This window comes from Paraburkholderia sp. BR10923, from assembly GCF_040948765.1.
Taxonomy (GTDB): Bacteria; Pseudomonadota; Gammaproteobacteria; order Burkholderiales; family Burkholderiaceae; genus Paraburkholderia; species Paraburkholderia youngii.
Map to the genome: position 1 here is coordinate 468055 of NZ_JBFPKO010000001.1, position 18785 is coordinate 486839.

Below are 18785 nucleotides of genomic sequence, written 5' to 3' on the forward strand. Positions count from 1 at the left end.
CGGGAGCCGGATGCGTTCATTCCTCGATCATCGCCCGCATGTCCACTCTGCGTTCGTTGGTGGCGCTGCGGCGTTTCGCGAGCCACATCAGCAGCGTAATGAAGCTGCCGAACACGACGATGATCCACTGCGCGGGCATCTTTGCCGTGAGCAGCAGCGTGTACACGCCGAGCATCAGCAGCACCGCGAGGTTCTGGTTGAAATTCTGCACGGCGATCGAGTGACCGGCCGAAAGCAGCGTCGCGCCGCGATGCTGCAGGACCGCGTTCATCGGCACGATGAAAAAGCCCGACAGCCCGCCGAGCACGATCATCAGCGGATAGGCCAGCAGAATGTAGTAGGGCGCGACGTGCGTGCCGAAGCGCAGGCCCGCGCCCGGCGGGAACAGGTTCTTGTTGTAGAAGGCCATCGCGATCGCCACGGCACCTGTGAGCACGCCGACCGGCAAAACCTTCAGCGAGTGTCGCAACGGAATCAGCGCGGCCGCACCCGCCGCGCCGATCGCGATACCGGCGCCGGTCACGCCCTGCATCACCGCGGCTTTCGACAACGACAGCCCGAGGTTCACGTTCGCCCATTTGAGCACCAGCAGCTGCATCGTCACCGCGGCGCCCCACATCAGCGTGGTCACCCACAGCGCGATCTGCGCGAGCTTGTCGGCCCACAGCACGCGGAAGCAGTGATGGAAATCGCCGAGCAGCTTGCTCGGCTCGGTCAGCCGGTTCGGATAGCGCGCGCCGGTATCCGGAATGAAGATATTGATTGCGGCGGCGATCGCGTAGGTGAGCATGACCGCGGACATCGCGAGATCGGCGGCGGAGTGCATCAGCGGCAGATGCATGCGCGTGACGAAATGCTCGACGACGGTGCTGATCAGCGCGCCACCGAGCATCGTGCCGACGATCGTCGACAGCACCGTCGCCGATTCGAGCCACGCGTTTGCGCGCACGAGCTTTTCGGCGGGCAGCAGCTCGGTGAGGATGCCGTACTTGGCGGGCGAATACGCGGCCGCGCCGAAGCCGACCACGCCGTAGGCGATCATCGGATGAACGCCGAGGATCATCATCATGCAACCGCTCGCCTTCAGCGCGTTGGAGATGAACATCACGTGGCGCTTTTGCATCGAATCGGCGAACGCGCCGACAAAGGGCGCGAGCAGCACGTACGAGATCGTGAAGAAGATCTGCAAGAGCGGCGTAACCCACGCGGCAGAGCGCATCACGGAAAGCAGCGCGATGGCTGCGATCAACAGCGCATTGTCGGCCAGCGACGAAATGAACTGCGCCGCGATGATCGTATGGAAGCCTTTTTTCATGGGGCCGGTTGGAGGCTGCGCCCGGGGTGAAAGTCGGACAGGGTCAAAGCGGTATGGAGCACAGAACGGTCCCGGCCGAGTCCCGTCCCGAGTCACCGCGGCTTTTTGGCGCGACGCCGCGCACGCGCCGCAGCGCCGCCAACAAAAAAGCGGCCGAAGCCGCTTTTCCGCACAACTGTAATCCGTGGCCGCGGACCGGCCACGGCGGTGCACCTTACGCCGACTGCTGACGCGTGCGGCTGTAGCGCGACAGAATCGGGATCATCTGCGCGTAGACCTTCGGATTGCCCGCGACGACTTCGCCGACGTGCAGGAAATCCGAATCACCGGTGTAGTTGCCGACCAGACCGCCGGCTTCGGTGATCAGCAGGCTGCCCGCTGCGACGTCCCATGCGTTCAGGCCCTGCTCGAAGAAGCCGTCCATGCGTCCGGCCGCGACGTTGGCCAGATCGAGCGCGGCGGCGCCCGGGCGGCGCAGGCCCGCGCAAGCTTGCGTCATCTCGGCGAACTGGCGGCCGTACGATTCGAGGCTGTCCTGCGCGCGGAACGGGAAGCCGGTGCCGATCAGGCAGTCGGCGAGGCGGTCACGCTTGGCGACGCGGATGCGGCGATCGTTGAGGAACGCGCCACGGCCACGCGATGCGGTGAACAGATCGTTGCGGGTCGGGTCGTAGACGACGGCTTGCGTGACGATGCCCTTGTGCGCGAGCGCGATCGACACGCAGTAGTACGGGAAGCCGTGGATGAAGTTGGTGGTGCCGTCGAGCGGATCGATGATCCACTGGTATTCGGAATCGTCGTTCGACTTGCCCGATTCTTCGGCGAGGATGGCGTGATCGGGATAGGCGGTCTTCAGCGTTTCGATGATCGCCGCTTCGGACGCTTTGTCGACCTCCGTGACGAAATCGTTGTGCTGCTTTTTGCTGACCTGAATCAGGTCGAGATCGAGCGATGCGCGGTTGATGATCTGAGCTGCGCGGCGCGCGGCCTTCACAGCGATATTGAGCATGGGATGCATAAACTGATCCTTGTGCCGGGGCAGCACGGCTGCCGGCCGGTAAATAAGCGCGAAACCTGCGCTGACGGGCGCCGCAACGACGCAAAAACAGCACGGAACGGCAGCCGGCTATCCAGCCGGAGCGCATTCCGTCGACGGAGACGAATTGAATAAGAACGGTGCGGCCGGTTCGACGAAGGCTTCAGCAAACGTCGGCGCCGGACGCGAAAAGCGGTATTTTACCTGAGTCCGGCCGCCCTCGCGCAGGTGCTCGCTAACGTGGAGCGGATGTGCCGCACGGGCGCCCGTTGGCGCTACCATACGCGTCTTGAGTTCTAGCCAGCCGAGTTTCATCGTGGATCACACCCACCATTCCTCCGACCCCGCCGTGGCCGATTTGCGCGGCGGCTTCACGTCGACGCGTTTCGTGCTGGTCGAGCCCAGCCATCCGGGCAATGTCGGCGCCGCGGCGCGCGCGCTGAAAACCATGGGCTTTTCGCGGCTCGTGCTCGTGTCGCCGCGCGTGCCGAACGTGCAGAACGATCCCGAAGCGATCGCGATGGCGAGCGGCGCGGACGACGTGCTCGCCTCCGTGCACGTGGTGCCGTCGCTTGCCGATGCGCTGACCGGCGTGCACTGGTCGATCGCGCTGACCGCGCGGCTGCGCGAATACGGTCCGCCGCAATGGACGCCGCGTGCGGCTGCCGCCGCCGCGCACGCAGAGGCGATGCACGGCGAGATCGCGCTGGTGTTCGGCAACGAGCGCACGGGTTTGTCGAACGAGGACGTCGAGCGATGCAGCGCCATCGCGCATATTCCGGCCAATCCGGCCTACAGCTCGCTCAATCTCGCGCAGGCGGTGCAGGTGCTCGCCTACGAGCTGCGCACCGCGTATCTCGGCGCCGATGAAGCGACCGACGGTGCGCCCGCCGCAGGGGCACGCGTAGCGCCGGCCGAATCCGCCGGTACGCGCGCGCAGATGGCAGCGAGCGACGAGATCGAGAGCATGTTCGCGCATCTGGAAAGCGCGCTGGTCGCGCTCGAGTTTCTCGATCCGGCCAATCCGAAGAAGCTGATGTCACGGCTGCGGCGGCTCTTCGCGCGCTCGGGCCTCGAGCGCGAAGAGGTCAATATCGTGCGCGGCATCGCCAAGCACATCCTGCTCAAGACCGGGCGGACCGGCTGACGCTCGTTGACGGCCCGTCGCGGCGCACCTGTTGCGCCGCGTTCATCTGACGACAACCTTGCAGGTGACGGGGACTTCCGGCAGGTTTCGCGCAATCGCCCTACAATCCACGAAACGTTAGAAGCAAAGCTGCCGCCGTGCTAAGCGGCAGGCATGCCGTCACATGCGGCGCGAAATGCACAAGCCCGCGCGAGCACTAAGCGCGCGGACCCGCCCACGCAGACGGTTTTTCTTTTCCCCCAAAACAACACAGTCCCAGCCATGTTTACGAGACTTCGCGAAGACATCGCCACGATCCGGGAGCGCGACCCCGCCGCCCGCAGCGCATGGGAAGTGCTCACGTGTTATCCGGGGCTGCACGCGCTCGTGCTGCATCGGATCGCGCACGCGTGCTGGCGCGCGAAGCGCCGCTGGCTCGCGCGTTTCGTGTCGCAGATGGCGCGCTTCATGACCGGCATCGAGATCCATCCGGGCGCGACCGTCGGGCGGCGCGTGTTCATCGATCACGGCATGGGCGTCGTGATCGGCGAGACCGCGCAGATCGGCGACGACTGCACGATCTACCAGGGCGTGACCCTCGGTGGCACGTCGCTCACGCGCGGCGCGAAGCGGCATCCGACGCTCGAGCGTGGTGTGATCGTCGGGGCGGGCGCGAAGGTGCTCGGCGGATTCACGATCGGCGCGGACGCGAAGATCGGCTCGAACGCGGTGGTGACGAAGCCGGTACCGGCGCGTGGCACGGCGGTCGGCAATCCGGCGCGGATCATCGTACCGGCGTCGGTCGCCGCGGATGCGAACGGCGCCAAGGGTGCGAACACGAATGCGGACAACGCCGCGCGTGACGCGAAGCGTGGCAGCGAAATCAGCGCGTTTTGCGCCTACGGCATCACGCCCAATGCGGACGATCCGGTTTCGCTCGCGATTCACGGTCTGATCGATCATGCGGCTACCCAGGCGCGGCGTATCGATGAAATCGTCGATGCGCTCGAGCGGCTCGGCACGAGCCTCGAAGGGCTGCAAGGCGCGGATGCGGCGTTGCTCGATCTGCGGCGCCTATCGGCGGCGATCGCGGGGAAGGTGGAAGGGGTGGCGGCGGAGCACTAGGTATCGGCGCTTCGACAGCGCGAAGCGCACGCCGTACTTACCACGTCAATCCAGCGGCAACGCCCGAATCCCGTCGGCATCGATCTTCAGATAGCCGCCACGGCGCTCGCCGTGATCGAGATCCCAGTCCGGCAGAACCCAACGCGTGCCGCCCGGTTCGCGATGCCGCGCGGGCAGATGTGTATGCCCGTGAATGATCGTCGCGCTCTTCGATTTCCTGAACAGCGCGGCGACGCCTCGCGGGGTCACGTCATACTTGACCGACATCGGCCGCGTGCGGCCGTGCTCGCTCTTCGAGCGCATATTCTCGGCGAGCTTGCGACGCCACCGAAACGGCCACGCGAGAAACACTGTCTGCGCGAGTCGATTGCGCGCGAAACACCTGAACAACTGATAGCCGCGATCCGCGGTGCACAGACCATCGCCGTGGGCGAGCGCAATGCGCGTGCCGAACGCGGTGATCACGAATGGATCGGGGAGCCAGATCGCGCCGGCCGCTTTCATGAAGCGCTTGCCAAGCAGAAAGTCGCGATTGCCGTGCATGATGTAGAGCGCGATGCCGCGCTCGGACAGCGTGTGCAGCAATGCGGCAATACGGGCGACGAACGGCTCGCTCAGCATGTCGTCGCCGACCCAGTATTCGAACAGGTCGCCGAGGATGAAAACAGAGTCGGCCGCTTCCGCGTTCACGCGGATGAAGTGCTCGAACGCGGCGACCGTGCGCGGAATCGCCTCGCCCAGATGTAGATCGGAGAGGAAGAAAAAAGGGCGCGCGGCGTGCGGGCGTGGGCCCTCGCCTGGCACGCCCGCGGCGATGCTTCGCAGCGGCGTCTCTTGCAGCATTGAAGGTGCCTGATTTCAGTTCAAACGAGTCGACGCCCGCATGGGGCGCGACTCACTCACGGCTTAGCCGACGACGACAGCCTTTTCGATCACGACGTCATCGACCGGCACGTCCTGATGGAAGCCCTTCGAGCCGGTCTTGACCTTCTTGATCTTCTCGACCACGTCCATGCCTTCGACGACCTTGCCGAACACCGCGTAGCCCCAGCCTTGCGGCGTCGGCGACGAGTGGTTCAGGAAGTCGTTGTCGTTCACGTTGATGAAGAATTGCGCGGTCGCCGAATGCGGGTCGTTGGTACGCGCCATCGCGATCGAGCCGTTCTCGTTCTTCAGACCGTTGTTTGCCTCGTTGGTGATCGGCTCGGCCGTCGGCTTCTGCTTCATGCCGGGTTCGAAGCCGCCGCCCTGGATCATGAAGCCGTCGATCACGCGGTGAAACACCGTGTTGTCGTAGTGGCCGGCCTTCACGTAGTTCAGGAAGTTCTCGACCGACTTCGGCGCCTTTTCGGCGTTCAGCTCGAGTTTGATGACGCCGTGGTTCGTATGCAGTTCAACCATGATGGAATCCTTTGATGAACAGGTGGGTAAAAGGCGCGTCGCGTCGTCATGCGCTGACGACAGGCCGCGCCGGGGCGTTGGTTGGGGCCGGGCTTCGGCCGCGCGGATTCGCTTGCTCGTGCGCCCGCTGGTTCGTCGTTACTTGCTCACCACCGTCGCCGACTGGATCACGACCGGTTTCTGCGGTACATCGCTCATCGGGCCGCGCGTGGTGGTGGGCGTGGCTTCGATGCGCTTCACGACGTCCATGCCGCTCGTGACCTTGCCGAACACCGCGTAGCCGTTGCCGTCCGGATTCGGGTAGTCGAGATTGGCATTGTCCACCGTGTTGATGAAGAACTGCGCGGTGGCGGAATTCGGGTCGCTGGTGCGTGCCATCGCGATCGTGCCCGCGGTGTTCTTCAGACCGTTGCGGCTCTCGAGCGGGATCGGCGCGCGCGTCGGCTTCTCGGCGAAGCTCTGCGTATAGCCGCCGCCCTGAATCATGAAGCCCGGAATCACGCGATGAAAGATCGTGCCGCTATATTGGCCGGCCTTCACGTAGTCGAGGAAATTCGCGACCGTCTTTGGCGCCTTCTCGGGATACAGCTCGACGCGGATGTCACCCTCCGACGTCTTCAACAGCACGGAAGGATGAGCGGCCTGCGAACCGGACTGTGCAAAGGCGGGTGCGTTTGCGATCAGGGCGGCGCTGCCGAGCGCCAACATCAACCATTTCATGAAAATCCTCGGGGTTGGAGAAAACGTGCGGCAAGCAACGAGCCCGGCGCTCAGCGCGACGGCGCCATGTACGGCGGCATGGCGAGCGAGCCGTTCGGGCCGCCGAACTGGAAGCTCGGGCTGTCCGTGATGTTCGACGTGGGGTGCGCGGCGGGCCCGGTCGTCTGTTCGGCGGCGGGCTGCGACGCCGCGGCAGCGGGCGCCGCCGGCGACACGACCTTCTGGATGTCCGCGAGACGCTGCGCGGTCCTCGGGCTAGCCTTGCCGAGGCTTTCCGCGCGACGGTACGCGGCATCGGCGAGGCGCAGATAGAGGTCGCCGAGGTTCTCGAACGCGAGCCCGTAGTTCGGATTGACCTGGGTGGCCATTTCGAGCGCGGCGCGCGCTTCGGTCAGGCGGCCTTGTCTTGCGAAGAGCGTGGCGAGGTTGTTGTACGGCTCGGGCAACTCGGGATACAACTGCGTGAGTTCGGTGAACGCGGTGATCGCTTCGTCGTCGCGATTCAGATGCACGAGCACGTTTGCGCGTTTGAATTTAGCTTGTGCGTCGCGCGGGTTTGCGGCGACGCGCGCATCGAGTTGCGTCAGCGCGGCTTGCCAGTTTTTCTGCGCGATCGACGCGTCGATTTCCGGCGTGTTGTCACGCACGGCGGGACCTTGCGGCATCACCGCCGCCTTCTGCGCAAAAGCGCTCGCAGCCGGCACCGCGGCTAGCGCGGCAACGACGGTGATACGCCACGCGAGGGCGCGCGCCGCTTCGAAAGTGACGCCACCAACAACGTCGCCAAACGCAGTCGCGGCGAGGGTCGCAGCGCTGCGCGCGCGGCCGCTGGAGTGTTTCATAGGCTCAGGTCAGGATGTTATACTCCGAGCCATTCTAACAAAAGGTCTGCGCGTTCCGTCGAACCGCCGACTGTCTTTTCGCCACTCGTGGCCGTCTCCGCCCGGTTCGCAGTATCGTCTGCAGCCTGATCGCCGCACGAGGTGCGCCGGTTTAAGCTGTATGCGACGCACCCGTTGTCCTGTTGGTTTCGCGGGTCGCGGCGCGCATGAAGCACAATGCGGACTTCTTTCGGCCCACGCACCGCTCTCTATGGAATCTCTGCGCATCTACAACACGCTCGCGCGTGACAAACAGACTTTCGTGCCGCTGCGCGAAGGTGTCGTGCGGATGTACGTCTGCGGGATGACCGTGTACGACTATTGCCACGTCGGTCATGCGCGGGTGATGGTCGTGTTCGACATCGTGCAGCGCTGGTTGCGCGCGCTTGGGTACAACGTGACCTACGTGCGCAACATTACCGATATCGACGACAAGATCATCAAGCGTGCAGTCGAGAACGGTGAAACCATCAAATCGCTGACTGATCGCTTCATCGCCGCGCTGCATGAAGACGCGGACGCGCTCGGCATCGAGCGTCCGGACATCGAGCCGCGCGCGACCGACTTCATTCCGCAGATGCTCGGCATGATCGAGGCGCTCGAGAAGAACGGCTACGCCTACCAGGCGAGCGACGGGGACGTCAACTACGCGGTACGCAAATTCGCAGGCTACGGCAAGCTGTCGGGCAAGTCGCTCGAAGACCTGCGTGCGGGCGAACGCGTCGCGGCCAACGACGCGAAACAGGACCCGCTCGACTTCGTGCTGTGGAAGCAGGCGAAGCCCGATGAACCGGCCGACACCGGCTGGGATTCGAAGTACGGGCGCGGTCGTCCCGGCTGGCACATCGAGTGCTCGGCGATGGGCTGCACGCTGCTCGGCGAACAGTTCGACATTCACGGTGGCGGCCAGGATCTGCAGTTTCCGCACCACGAAAACGAGATCGCGCAAAGCGAGGCCGCGACCGGACAAACATTCGTCAATTATTGGATGCACAACGGCTACGTACAGATCGACAATGAGAAGATGTCGAAGTCGTTGAACAATTTTTTTACGATTCGCGAAGTGCTCGCGCAGTACGATGCAGAGGTGGTGCGTTTCTTCATCGCGCGCGCGCACTACCGCTCGCCGCTGAACTACAGCGACGTGCATATCGACGACGCGCGCAATGCACTCGCGCGTTTGTACACGGCGTTGAAAGACGTGTCACCCGATAGTGCCGCGCTCGACTGGAACGAAGCGTACGCGCAGCGTTTCCAGGCAGCGATGAACGACGACTTCAACACGCCGGTGGCCGTGTCGGTGCTGTTCGAACTGGCCACTGAAGTGAATCGCACGCGCGAGCCCGCGCTGGCCCGTCAATTGCGCGCGCTTGGCGCGGTGCTCGGGTTGCTCGGACGCGAACCGCGTGCATACCTGCAGCAGGCAGCGGGTGCTGCAGCCGAAGGCGCGCTCGAGCCCGCCGCGATCGAAGCGAAGATCGCCGCGCGCATCGCCGCCAAGCAGGCAAAAGACTATGCGGCAGCAGACCGGATCCGAGCTGAATTGCTCGAGGCCGGCGTTGCCCTCGAAGACAAACCCGGCGGGTTGACCGAGTGGCGGCGCGTGTGAGCGCACCTCGTACTTCCCTCTGAACGACTCGCCAGGCAGGAGGCAGGATGGCAACGGCCACGAAGACGCCGGCTAAACGCGCGGCGTCTCAAACCAGTGCGGCAGCCGCACCATCGGCTGCCGCAGCCAAGTCGACGCGTGCGTCGACTCGCGCGGGCGATGGCGCGGTAGACAAAGCGTCATCGATAGCGGGCGGGGCGGCGAAAGCCGGCTCGGCCGCGGCAAAGAAGAGCGCGGCCAAACGCTCGCTCAATGGCGCGTGCGGCGCGGGCGCTGAAGCCGCGCACGCGCCGGTTGCGAAGCGCGCGAAAACGGCGTCGCGGGCGAAGGGCAATGGCGCGGTGCCGGCCGAGCTCGCCGGCGACGTGCAGGAACTCGCACGCGATACGAACGCAGGCGAAGTCGTGCGCAAGACACGTGTGTCGGCCACCTCGGCGAGCACGGTCAGCGCCGGCGGCGAAGCGGCCGGTGTCGCATCGCTCGCGAACGAAGTCGCGGTGCCGGTGCAGATCGGCGGCCTCGCGCCTGAAGTCACGCGTCCCGCGTATTGGGATAAGGCGTGTGCGGACCTCGTCAAGCGCGATCGCATTCTGAAAAAGCTGATTCCGAAGTTCGGTCCTGTGCATCTTCTGAGTCGTGGCGATCCGTTCGTCACGCTTGCGCGCTCGGTGGTCGGCCAGCAGATTTCGGTCGCGTCGGCGCAGGCGGTGTGGGCGAAGGTCGAAGCCGCGTGTCCGAAGCTCGTGCCGCAGCAGTTCATCAAGCTCGGTCTCGAGAAGCTGACCGCGTGCGGTCTGTCGAAACGCAAGGCCGAGTACGTGCTCGATCTCGCGCGGCATTTCGTGTCGGGCGCATTGCACGTCGGCAAATGGACGTCGATGGACGACGAGTCGGTGATCGCCGAACTCACGCAGATTCGCGGCATCGGCCGCTGGACCGCGGAGATGTTCCTGATCTTCAACCTGTCGCGTCCCGACGTGCTGCCGCTCGACGACCTCGGCCTGATCCGCGCGATCAGCGTCAACTATTTCAGCGGCGAACCCGTCACGCGCAGTGAAGCGCGCGAAGTTGCCGCGAACTGGGAGCCGTGGCGCACCGTGGCGACCTGGTACATGTGGCGTAGTCTCGATCCGTTGCCGGTCGACTACTGAAGAAGAACAGGAGGCGAAGCCGTTTCAAAGACTATCGTGTATATCATGTCGATAGTTGAGAAATGGTTTTGACATCGGCTCGCGCGGTTAGAATACGCGCTGCCCGGTAAGTCCAAGGATTACAACCAATGAAGACCACGTTTCTGGATTTCGAACAGCCGATCGCTGAACTCGAAGCGAAGATCGAAGAATTGCGCTTCGTGCAGGACGACTCGGCTGTCGATATTTCGGAAGAGATCGAGCGGCTGTCCAAGAAGAGCCAGCAGCTCACCAAAGATCTGTATGCGAACCTCACACCGTGGCAGGTTTCGCAAATCGCCCGTCATCCGCAGCGTCCGTACACGTTCGACTACGTGAGCGAGCTGTTCACCGACTTCCATGAACTGCATGGCGACCGCAATTTCGCGGACGATCTGTCGATCGTCGGCGGTCTCGCGCGGTTCAACGGCCAGGCGTGCATGGTGATCGGTCATCAGAAGGGCCGCGACACCAAGGAGCGCGCGCTGCGCAACTTCGGCATGCCGCGTCCGGAAGGCTATCGTAAGGCCGAGCGTCTGATGCGCCTCGCCGAGAAGTTTGGCCTGCCGATCTTCACGTTCATCGACACGCCGGGCGCGTACCCCGGCATCGGCGCGGAAGAGCGCGGCCAGTCCGAAGCGATCGGCCGCAATCTGTACGTGATGGCCGAGCTGAAGACGCCGCTGATCGCGACGATCATCGGCGAGGGCGGCTCGGGCGGCGCGCTCGCGATCGCAGTGGGCGATAGCGTGCTGATGCTGCAGTTCTCGACCTACTCGGTGATTTCGCCGGAGGGTTGCGCGTCGATTCTGTGGAAGAGCGCCGCGAAGGCGCCGGAAGCAGCGGAAGCGCTCGGCTTGACCGCGCATCGTCTGAAGGCGCTCGGTTTGATCGACAAGATCGTCAACGAGCCGCTCGGTGGTGCGCACCGCGATCCGAAGGGCATGGCCGCGATGCTGCGCCGCGCGCTCGCCGATTCGCTGCGCCAGTTCCAGGGCATGAGCACCAACGACCTGCGCGAACGCCGTTTCGAACGGCTGATGGCGTACGGCAAATTCAAGGAAACGACGCCGGGCGCATAAGCCCGCGCGTTGACCTGTCTTCATCGTCCACCGGCGCTTGCCGCGCTAACGACGTGACCACCACCGCCGACTCATCCGCCGAGCGCCTCGTGATCGAGGCGCTCGGCGCGGCGCTGTCCGGGCTCGATCCGAACGCGCGGATTGCGCTCGCATTCAGCGGCGGCGTCGATTCGAGCGTGCTGCTCGATGCGGCGGTGCGCGTCGCCGGCGCATCGCGTTGTGTCGCGCTGCATGTGCATCACGGATTGAGTCCAAATGCCGATGCGTGGCTCGCACATTGCGAGGCATTCGCGCGCGAACGTGGCGTGGAATTCGACGCGCGACGCGCGGACGTTTCGCGCGCGCCGGGCGTGAGCATCGAGGCTGCGGCACGCGACGCGCGTTATCGCGCGCTCGACGCGATGTGCGCAACGCGCGGAATCAGCACGCTATGGCTCGCGCAGCATGCGGACGATCAGGCCGAGACCGTGCTGCTACAACTGCTGCGCGGCGCGGGTCTCGCGGGGCTCGCGGCGATGGCGCCCGGCTCGCTGCCGACGGGTGCGTCGACGACACGTATGCGGCCGCTTTTGCATTTGCTGCGCGCGCAACTCGAACATTATGCGAGCGCGCGCAAGCTTCGCTGGATCGACGACGAATCGAACACGGACACGCGTTACGCGCGCAACGCATTGCGTCATCAGGTGATGCCGGTGCTCGCGGTGCACTTTCCGGGCTTTCGCGATGCGCTCGCGCGCACGGCCGCGCATGCAGCATCCGCGCAGCGCTTGCTCGATACGCTCGCGCGCGCGGACATGAAGAGCGCGGCGCGCGATGAAGGACGCGCGCTCGCGCACGACGCGCTGCTCGCTCTCGACGACGATCGCGCGCTGAATCTGCTGCGCTACTGGATGCGCACGCTCGGCTTCGTCGCGGCATCGAGCGCACGTGTCGCGGATGCGCTGCGGCAGTTGCGCGAAGTCGGTGCGGGACAGGACGGACATCGTCTGCGTATCGATCATGCGGGGCATGCGTTGCGCAGTTATCGCGGCCTCGTCTACTGGGAGGCCGGCGACAGCAGCGAGCCCGCCGACGAAACCGCGCTCGCCGAGCGTGAGATCAGCGAACTCGCGTGGCAGGGGCAAGAGGTCTGGCATCTGCCGCAATGGCGCGGCACGTTCGTGTTCGCGGTGGTGGATGCAGCCGCTGCCTCCGACGTCGCCGACGCATTGCACGAAGCGCCACGCGACGAATCATTGGATACCGTTCCCGTCAGCGTCCTGCAACGTGCTTCTCTCAGCGTGCGGGCGCGCCGCGGCGGCGAGCGCATGCGCGTCGGTGCGTCGAACACGTCGAGCCGCACGCTGAAGAACCTGTTTCAGGAGCGCGGCATTCCCGCATGGAAGCGCGACGTGCCATTGCTTTACGTCGGCGATGAACTGCTGTTCGTGCCGCTGATCGGCGTGAATCGTCGGACGGTGCGCGACGCATCCGAGCGCGAAACGCGCGTGAAAATCGCCTGGCGAGAAGATCTGCTGATCGCCTGAGTGCCGGTCGGGCAGTCGCGCATGCCGCGCGGGCGCATGTCGTAATAATGAAATAGGGTGCAAATCAACGATAAAACAGGCCATTGCGTGCCTGATTTGACGCATTTGAACGCTCTGTGCGTCTTGTCTTTTTGTGCCTAATCAGGTACTTTAGCTTGTTTGCCCGACCCGATTTCGCCGTCGCTTTTGTCGCCATCGGTCGTTAGTGCCGGCAGGCGTGCGTGATCCGTCGTCGCCGTTCAAATCCGATCAGCCATTTGCGATTTCATCCCGGGCAAATCCGCGCGTGCTGCACGCGTGCTGCATCTACGCCGCCACACACTTTGCCGCCGTTCACGAGACGTTGCGCCCCTGTGCTTTCTGTGCGGTCGTCTCCAGCGCGCCAGCGCGGTTTATCTTCCAGTTCAGAACGACAATGGCACTCATCGTACACAAATACGGCGGCACCTCGATGGGCTCGGTCGAGCGCATCAAGAACGTCGCCAAGCGCGTCGCGAAATGGCACAAGGCCGGCCACCAGATGGTCGTCGTGCCCTCGGCAATGTCCGGCGAAACCAATCGCCTGCTTGGCCTCGCGAAAGAAATCACGACTCAACCGAGCCCGCGTGAAGTCGACATGATCGCCGCCACCGGCGAGCAGGTCAGCTCGGGTCTGCTCGCGATCGCGCTGCAGGAAGCCGGCGTCGAAGCGGTCAGCTATGCAGGCTGGCAGGTACCGGTCAAAACCGATAGCGCGTTCACGAAAGCGCGCATCAGCGACATCGACGGCGAGCGCGTCAAGCAAGACCTCGCGGCCGGTAGGGTGGTCGTGATCACCGGCTTCCAGGGTATCGACCCCGATGGCCACATCACGACGCTCGGCCGCGGCGGCTCGGACACCTCGGCGGTCGCGGTCGCGGCCGCGCTGAAGGCCGACGAGTGCCTGATCTACACGGACGTCGACGGTGTGTACACGACGGACCCGCGCGTCGTTGAAGAAGCGCGCCGGCTCGACCGCGTGACGTTCGAAGAAATGCTGGAAATGGCCAGCCTGGGTTCGAAGGTGCTGCAGATCCGCTCGGTGGAATTCGCCGGCAAATATCAGGTGAAGACGCGCGTGCTGTCGAGCCTGACCGATCCGCTGATGCCGCTCGACGACGAAATGAAGTCGGGCACCCTGATTACTTTTGAAGAAGACGAGACCATGGAAAAAGCAGTCATCTCGGGCATCGCGTTCCAGCGCGACGAAGCTCGTATCGCCGTGATGGGCGTGCCCGACAAGCCGGGCATCGCGTATCAGATTCTCGGCCCGGTGGCGGACGCGAATATCGACGTCGACATGATCATTCAGAACCAGAGCGTCGAGGGCAAGACAGCGTTCACGTTCACGGTTGGCCGCGGCGACTATGCGCGCGCAATGGAGATCCTCACCGGCACGGTCAAGGCGCACGTGCAGGCCGAGCAGGTGCTGGGCGACCCGAAGGTGTCGAAGGTGTCGGTGGTCGGCGTTGGGATGCGCTCGCACGTCGGCATCGCGAGCAAGATGTTCCGCACGCTGTCGGAAGAGGGCATCAACATTCAGATGATCTCGACTTCCGAAATCAAGATTTCGGTATTGATCGACGAAAAGTACATGGAGCTCGCAGTGCGCGCGCTGCATAAGGCCTTCGAACTCGATCAGGCATAAATCGTGTGAAAAACGGGGCGCTCTAGAGCGCCCCGTTTGTTTTGTGGCGTTCATGTGAACGATTTGCGTCGCGAGACACCTCGTTGGCACAAAAAATGTTCGCGAGACATTGACCTTATCGGCCCGGCCCGCTATTATCTTGGCTTCGTCGCACTGACTCCCTGTGCGACAGAAAGTTTGGGAGACGTGGCCGAGAGGTCGAAGGCACTCCCCTGCTAAGGGAGCATCTGGGCCAAAACCTGGATCGAGGGTTCGAATCCCTCCGTCTCCGCCAGCAATGGTGGTGAAACCCCGCAGAGTCTAGGCTCTGCGGGGTTTTTGTTTTTCGGCGACCGCTGTTTCGTTTCCTCTCGCTGCCAGTTATGCAGGCATCCTGATCACTGCATGGCGCTCTGAACCCGCGTCGCTTAGAACGCGTGCCGCAACCCCACCATGCCGACGAACTGAGACGGGCCCGACGACGGCGTCATGTTCTGCGAGTCGCCGACCACCGCGACCGCGTCGGCGATGGTCACGCCGCTGCCCGACGCGATCAGCGACTTGCCGCCCGCATGCTGATAGGCCTCGAGCGCGTACAGCGTGGTGCGCGTCGACAGGCTATAGGTCTGTTCGAGCGAGATCTGATGATAGTGCGCCGGGTCGGTGATGCCATTCGCCTGGCTTGCCTGCGTGAAGCTATAGCCGCCGCCCACGGTCACGCTCGGTGTGATCCGGTACGTCGCGATCGCGCCGTACGTGTTGAACACGGCCTTGTCGAAGAACAGCGAGCCGTGGCCCGGCGCGTACTGCACATTCGAGTAGTTGACGCCCACCATCAGATCGTGCCACGTGTAGCGGCCCGCCGCGGCGAACAGCTGCGCGCTGCGCGCGCTCGCATAACCGTTGTTGACCGGCGAGTTGATCGCGAAGCTGCCGAGCGCCGCGCTCGTCGCGATGTCCTTCAGCTTCACGTAGCCGGCTGCGAGCGATACCGGCTGGAAGTCATAGCGCAGTGCCGCGCTGAACAGGCTGCCGTTCGCGACGCTGCCGGGCACGCCACCGAGACCGTACTGCGCACTTGCCTGCAGGCCCGCGATCGTCGGTGATAGATAGGTAACCGAATTGTTGAAGCGCAGCGTCGTGTCGAGGGCGTCGAGATCGCCCGGGTGCGCGCCGGTCGCGCCGGTCAGCACGCCGGTCGGTCCGAGCGCGCCGACCATCTGGAAGTAGGGCGTGTACTGGCGACCGAGCGTCACTGTGCCATAGCGGTCGTTCGCGAGGCCGACGTAGGCCTGGCGGTTGAACAGGTAACCCGCGGTGCTTTGCGCGCCGGTCAGCGAATTGAAACCGCTCTCGAGCCGGAAGATCGCCTTCGTGCCACTGCCGAGATCTTCCGAGCCGAGGAAGCCAAACTTGCTCGCCTGCAGATTGCCCTGGCTCATGTAGAAGTTCGAATGCCCCTTCTGGTTGCTGGCATAGGCGAACGCATTGTCGATGACGCCGTACAACGTGACGCTGCTTTGCGCCGACGCGCTGGTCGATAACGCGGCGCCCGCGAACGGCAGGCAGCAGAGGACGAACGCGCGGGTGCGCGCGCGCTGGCTGATTTTCATGATTGGGATGTCTCCAGACTGAAGGGACGGCCTGATCCCTCAGGCCGGTGCGGTGTGTCGTTCAGTGCCTAGTAGCGCGAGTCGGTGCTTTTGTGTGTCAGTGCGGCAGCGAAATCGTCAGGCAGCGCCAGCCGTTTGCGGTGTGGTCGGCGTCGAGCGTGCCGTTCGTGCAGACGATCGCGCGTGTCTCATGCATCGGCACGAACACACGCACTCGGAGCTGCGTGCGATGCTTCCATTGCGGACGCTCGAGCGTCACGCGCAACGTGTTTGCGTCACCCGTCAGCGTGACGTTCCAGCGGCCTTGCTCGCCATTGCGCCAGGCTTCGGTCTCGCCGTCGTCCTCGATCGAGCCGCCTTGCGCGGTGCCCGCGCCGGCATGTGGCACCGCGAGGAATGCGCGCTCATCGGCGGGGCGGCCGAAATGCTGCTCGGCGATGTTGAGCGGAATCACGCTGCCTTCGCGCAGCAAGAACACCGGCCGCTCGATAGGCGCGGGCAGCGTGACGGTCTGGCCGCCGTCGAATGCTTCGCCGCTCCAGTACGACACCCAGCGCGAACCGGCGGGCAGATACACGTCGCGCGTGCTCCGGCCCGGATCGACCACCGGCGCGACCAGCATCGACGAGCCGAGCATCATGTCGTCGCCGTCGACGAGGCAGCGCGGATCGCGCGGAAACTCCGCGAACAGCGGCCGCAGCACCGGTTCGTACGCGCTATGCGATTGCCACAGCAGCTCGTATAGGTAAGGGATCAGCCGATAGCGCAGCTTGATCAGGTCCGCCACGTGCCGCGTGACTTCCGGATGCATCCACGGTTCGTTGACGGTGCCGTCGTCGTTCCACGAGTGAATCGAAAAGCGCGGCAGGAAAATGCCGAACGCGACCCAGCGCGCGAACAGCTCCGGCTGTGGCGCCGGACCCGAGAAGCCGCCGATGTCATGGCCGCTATTCGACACGCCCGACATCGCGAGCCCGAGGCCCATCTTCAGATTGAAGCGCAGCGTTTCCCACGACGTGTAGTTGTCGCCCGACCACGTCTGTACATAGCGATGCATGCCCACGCCGCCCGAGCGCGATACGAGGAACGGACGCTTATCGGGCGCATGCTCGCGCTGCGCGTCGTGCGACGCGCGCATCATCAGCTGCGTTTGCAGCACCTTAGCCTGATGTGCCGGATACGGCTTGCCGAAGCCGCGCGCAATTGCATGCGGCGACCAGATCTCGAACTCGTTGTTGTCGTTCCAGGTGGCCGCGATGCCGTATTCGAGCAGCGCGTCCTTCACGCGCGCCTTCCACCAGTCGATCGTCGCGGGATTCGTGAAGTCAAGATACGCGCCGACTTCGTCCCAGAACTGCACCCATGCGGGCCCGCCATCGGGCGCTTCGATCAACAGGCCGGCCTGCGCGACGTCGTCGAACGCGGGGTGATCCTGCAGCAGACACGGCTTGATGTTCGCGCATAGACGCACGCCGTGATCGAGATAGCTCTGTACGAAGCCTTCGATGTCCGGAAACTTCTCGTGGTTCCAGTTGAACACATAGCGCTTCGGCCCGATCGACGTATAGCCCGAGGACAGATGGAACGAATCGCACAGCACGTCGTGCTCGCGGCAGCGCTCGATGAATTCGCCCATCTGCTGTTGTGCGTCCGGTGCGTCGGTGTAGCTCATCGTCGAGCCCGAGTAGCCGAGGCCCCATTTCGGCATCCACGCGGGACGTCCGGTGAGCCACGTGAAGCGGCGCACCGCGTCGAGCGGCGAGCCGGGCGACGCGATGAAGTAGTAGTCGAGATCGCCATGCTCGGCGATGAAGTGCCGATAGTGACCGTGATAGTTGTCGAGCTCACGGCCCATGTCGAAGCGGCAATCGGCGAGCGTGTCGTAGAACAGGCCAAAGCCGGTCGACGTCTGCGGCTGCCACGTCACGTAGAACGGGATGTGTTTGTATAGCGGGTCCGTGGTGCGTGCGCTGTAGCCCATTGCGTCGATGTTGCGCATCTCGTAGCTTTGCTGCGCGCGATCGAGCGAGCCGGCACGCTCGCCGAGGCCCACGTACATTTCGTCGCGGCGCCGCTCGACGTAGTGATAGACGCGCGAGTCCCACCAGCCGAAGTTGTACGCCTGGGTCTTGCGATCGCTCATCACGCGATGCCACGTGCCTTCGTGCAGGATGTCCCATGCGCAGGCGCCGCCTTCGAGCGCGACGCTCACGCGTACGCGCGCCGTTTCGATCGCCACGTGGCCGGCTGCTTCGTTCACCGTGAACGGCGGCGGCGTAAAGCCGCTCAGGTCGCGGCGCTCGCGGCCTTCGAGCGGCACGTCGTCCGCGCCGGGCGCGATCGCCCACGTGCGCGGACCGTGCGTTTCGCCGTCCGGCAGCACGAGCACGCGGATGATGTCCTCGGCGAGCACGAATAGCTCGATGCGGCAATTCGGCTGCGCGCTCAGCACGACCGGGTTGGCCGCGGGGTTGCCAGCGTTGGAGGCGAGTGCGAAGCGCGGCGGATGTTTGAGATTGATCTGTGAACGCATGACG

General features: G+C 64.3%; 15 protein-coding genes and 1 tRNA gene. 8 read left to right on the plus strand and 8 right to left on the minus strand.

Annotated features, from left to right (window positions below; translation table 11 throughout):
* Positions 1-16: 16 nt before the first annotated feature.
* Together lplT and AB3X94_RS02115 are read right to left on the minus strand one after the other, a co-directional pair.
* Entirely contained in the window at positions 17-1315 is a 1299-nt protein-coding gene (gene lplT / locus AB3X94_RS02110; protein WP_368610680.1) for a lysophospholipid transporter LplT, read from the minus strand.
* A 214-nt stretch (positions 1316-1529) separates the two neighbouring features.
* On the minus strand, positions 1530-2333 hold the full coding sequence (locus AB3X94_RS02115; protein ID WP_176108238.1) for an inositol monophosphatase family protein: 804 nt from the start codon (positions 2331-2333) through the stop codon (positions 1530-1532).
* Between the two features lie 334 nt (positions 2334-2667).
* Here AB3X94_RS02115 and AB3X94_RS02120 point away from each other — a divergent pair, with 334 nt between their 5' ends.
* Together AB3X94_RS02120 and cysE are read left to right on the plus strand one after the other, a co-directional pair.
* Complete coding sequence (locus AB3X94_RS02120) at positions 2668-3498, plus strand: RNA methyltransferase (RefSeq protein ID WP_368610681.1); 831 nt, start codon at positions 2668-2670, stop codon at positions 3496-3498.
* Between the two features lie 261 nt (positions 3499-3759).
* The gene (gene cysE / locus AB3X94_RS02125) at positions 3760-4602 is read left to right on the plus strand and encodes a serine O-acetyltransferase (RefSeq protein WP_176108240.1); all 843 of its coding nucleotides are present in this window, start codon (positions 3760-3762) and stop codon (positions 4600-4602) included.
* Between the two features lie 45 nt (positions 4603-4647).
* Here cysE and AB3X94_RS02130 read toward each other — a convergent pair whose 3' ends face one another.
* From AB3X94_RS02130 to AB3X94_RS02145, 4 genes are all read right to left on the minus strand, one after another.
* On the minus strand, positions 4648-5445 hold the full coding sequence (locus AB3X94_RS02130) for a UDP-2,3-diacylglucosamine diphosphatase (RefSeq protein ID WP_368610682.1): 798 nt from the start codon (positions 5443-5445) through the stop codon (positions 4648-4650).
* 63 nt (positions 5446-5508) lie between these two features.
* The gene (locus AB3X94_RS02135; protein ID WP_013089755.1) at positions 5509-6003 is read right to left on the minus strand and encodes a peptidylprolyl isomerase; all 495 of its coding nucleotides are present in this window, start codon (positions 6001-6003) and stop codon (positions 5509-5511) included.
* Positions 6004-6141: 138 nt separating this feature from the next.
* Positions 6142-6723 (minus strand): peptidylprolyl isomerase, encoded by a 582-nt coding sequence (locus AB3X94_RS02140; protein WP_018435468.1) that lies wholly within the window; start codon positions 6721-6723, stop codon positions 6142-6144.
* Positions 6724-6773: 50 nt separating this feature from the next.
* Positions 6774-7565 (minus strand): tetratricopeptide repeat protein, encoded by a 792-nt coding sequence (locus AB3X94_RS02145; protein WP_368610683.1) that lies wholly within the window; start codon positions 7563-7565, stop codon positions 6774-6776.
* A 250-nt stretch (positions 7566-7815) separates the two neighbouring features.
* Here AB3X94_RS02145 and cysS point away from each other — a divergent pair, with 250 nt between their 5' ends.
* From cysS to AB3X94_RS02175, 6 genes are all read left to right on the plus strand, one after another.
* The gene (cysS, locus tag AB3X94_RS02150; RefSeq protein ID WP_176108243.1) at positions 7816-9213 is read left to right on the plus strand and encodes a cysteine--tRNA ligase; all 1398 of its coding nucleotides are present in this window, start codon (positions 7816-7818) and stop codon (positions 9211-9213) included.
* Positions 9214-9260: 47 nt separating this feature from the next.
* A complete protein-coding gene (locus AB3X94_RS02155; protein ID WP_176108244.1) occupies positions 9261-10364 on the plus strand; it encodes a DNA-3-methyladenine glycosylase in 1104 nt (367 codons plus the stop codon).
* Positions 10365-10492: 128 nt separating this feature from the next.
* Positions 10493-11464: an acetyl-CoA carboxylase carboxyltransferase subunit alpha gene (locus AB3X94_RS02160; RefSeq protein ID WP_090800690.1), complete on the plus strand. Its 972-nt coding sequence runs from the start codon at positions 10493-10495 to the stop codon at positions 11462-11464.
* 53 nt (positions 11465-11517) lie between these two features.
* Positions 11518-12990: a tRNA lysidine(34) synthetase TilS gene (gene tilS / locus AB3X94_RS02165; protein ID WP_368610684.1), complete on the plus strand. Its 1473-nt coding sequence runs from the start codon at positions 11518-11520 to the stop codon at positions 12988-12990.
* 415 nt (positions 12991-13405) lie between these two features.
* Positions 13406-14656 carry an aspartate kinase gene (locus AB3X94_RS02170; RefSeq protein WP_368610685.1) on the plus strand — a complete coding sequence of 417 codons (1251 nt, stop codon included), beginning with the start codon at positions 13406-13408 and terminating at the stop codon, positions 14654-14656.
* A gap of 180 nt (positions 14657-14836) precedes the next feature.
* Positions 14837-14930 (plus strand) — tRNA-Ser (locus AB3X94_RS02175).
* Between the two features lie 133 nt (positions 14931-15063).
* Here AB3X94_RS02175 and AB3X94_RS02180 read toward each other — a convergent pair.
* Positions 15064-16248 (minus strand): porin, encoded by a 1185-nt coding sequence (locus AB3X94_RS02180; protein WP_368610686.1) that lies wholly within the window; start codon positions 16246-16248, stop codon positions 15064-15066.
* Between the two features lie 97 nt (positions 16249-16345).
* Positions 16346-18781, minus strand: a complete 2436-nt coding sequence (locus AB3X94_RS02185) for a TIM-barrel domain-containing protein (RefSeq protein WP_368610687.1) — start codon at positions 18779-18781, stop codon at positions 16346-16348.
* Between the last annotated feature and the right edge of the window lie 4 nt (positions 18782-18785).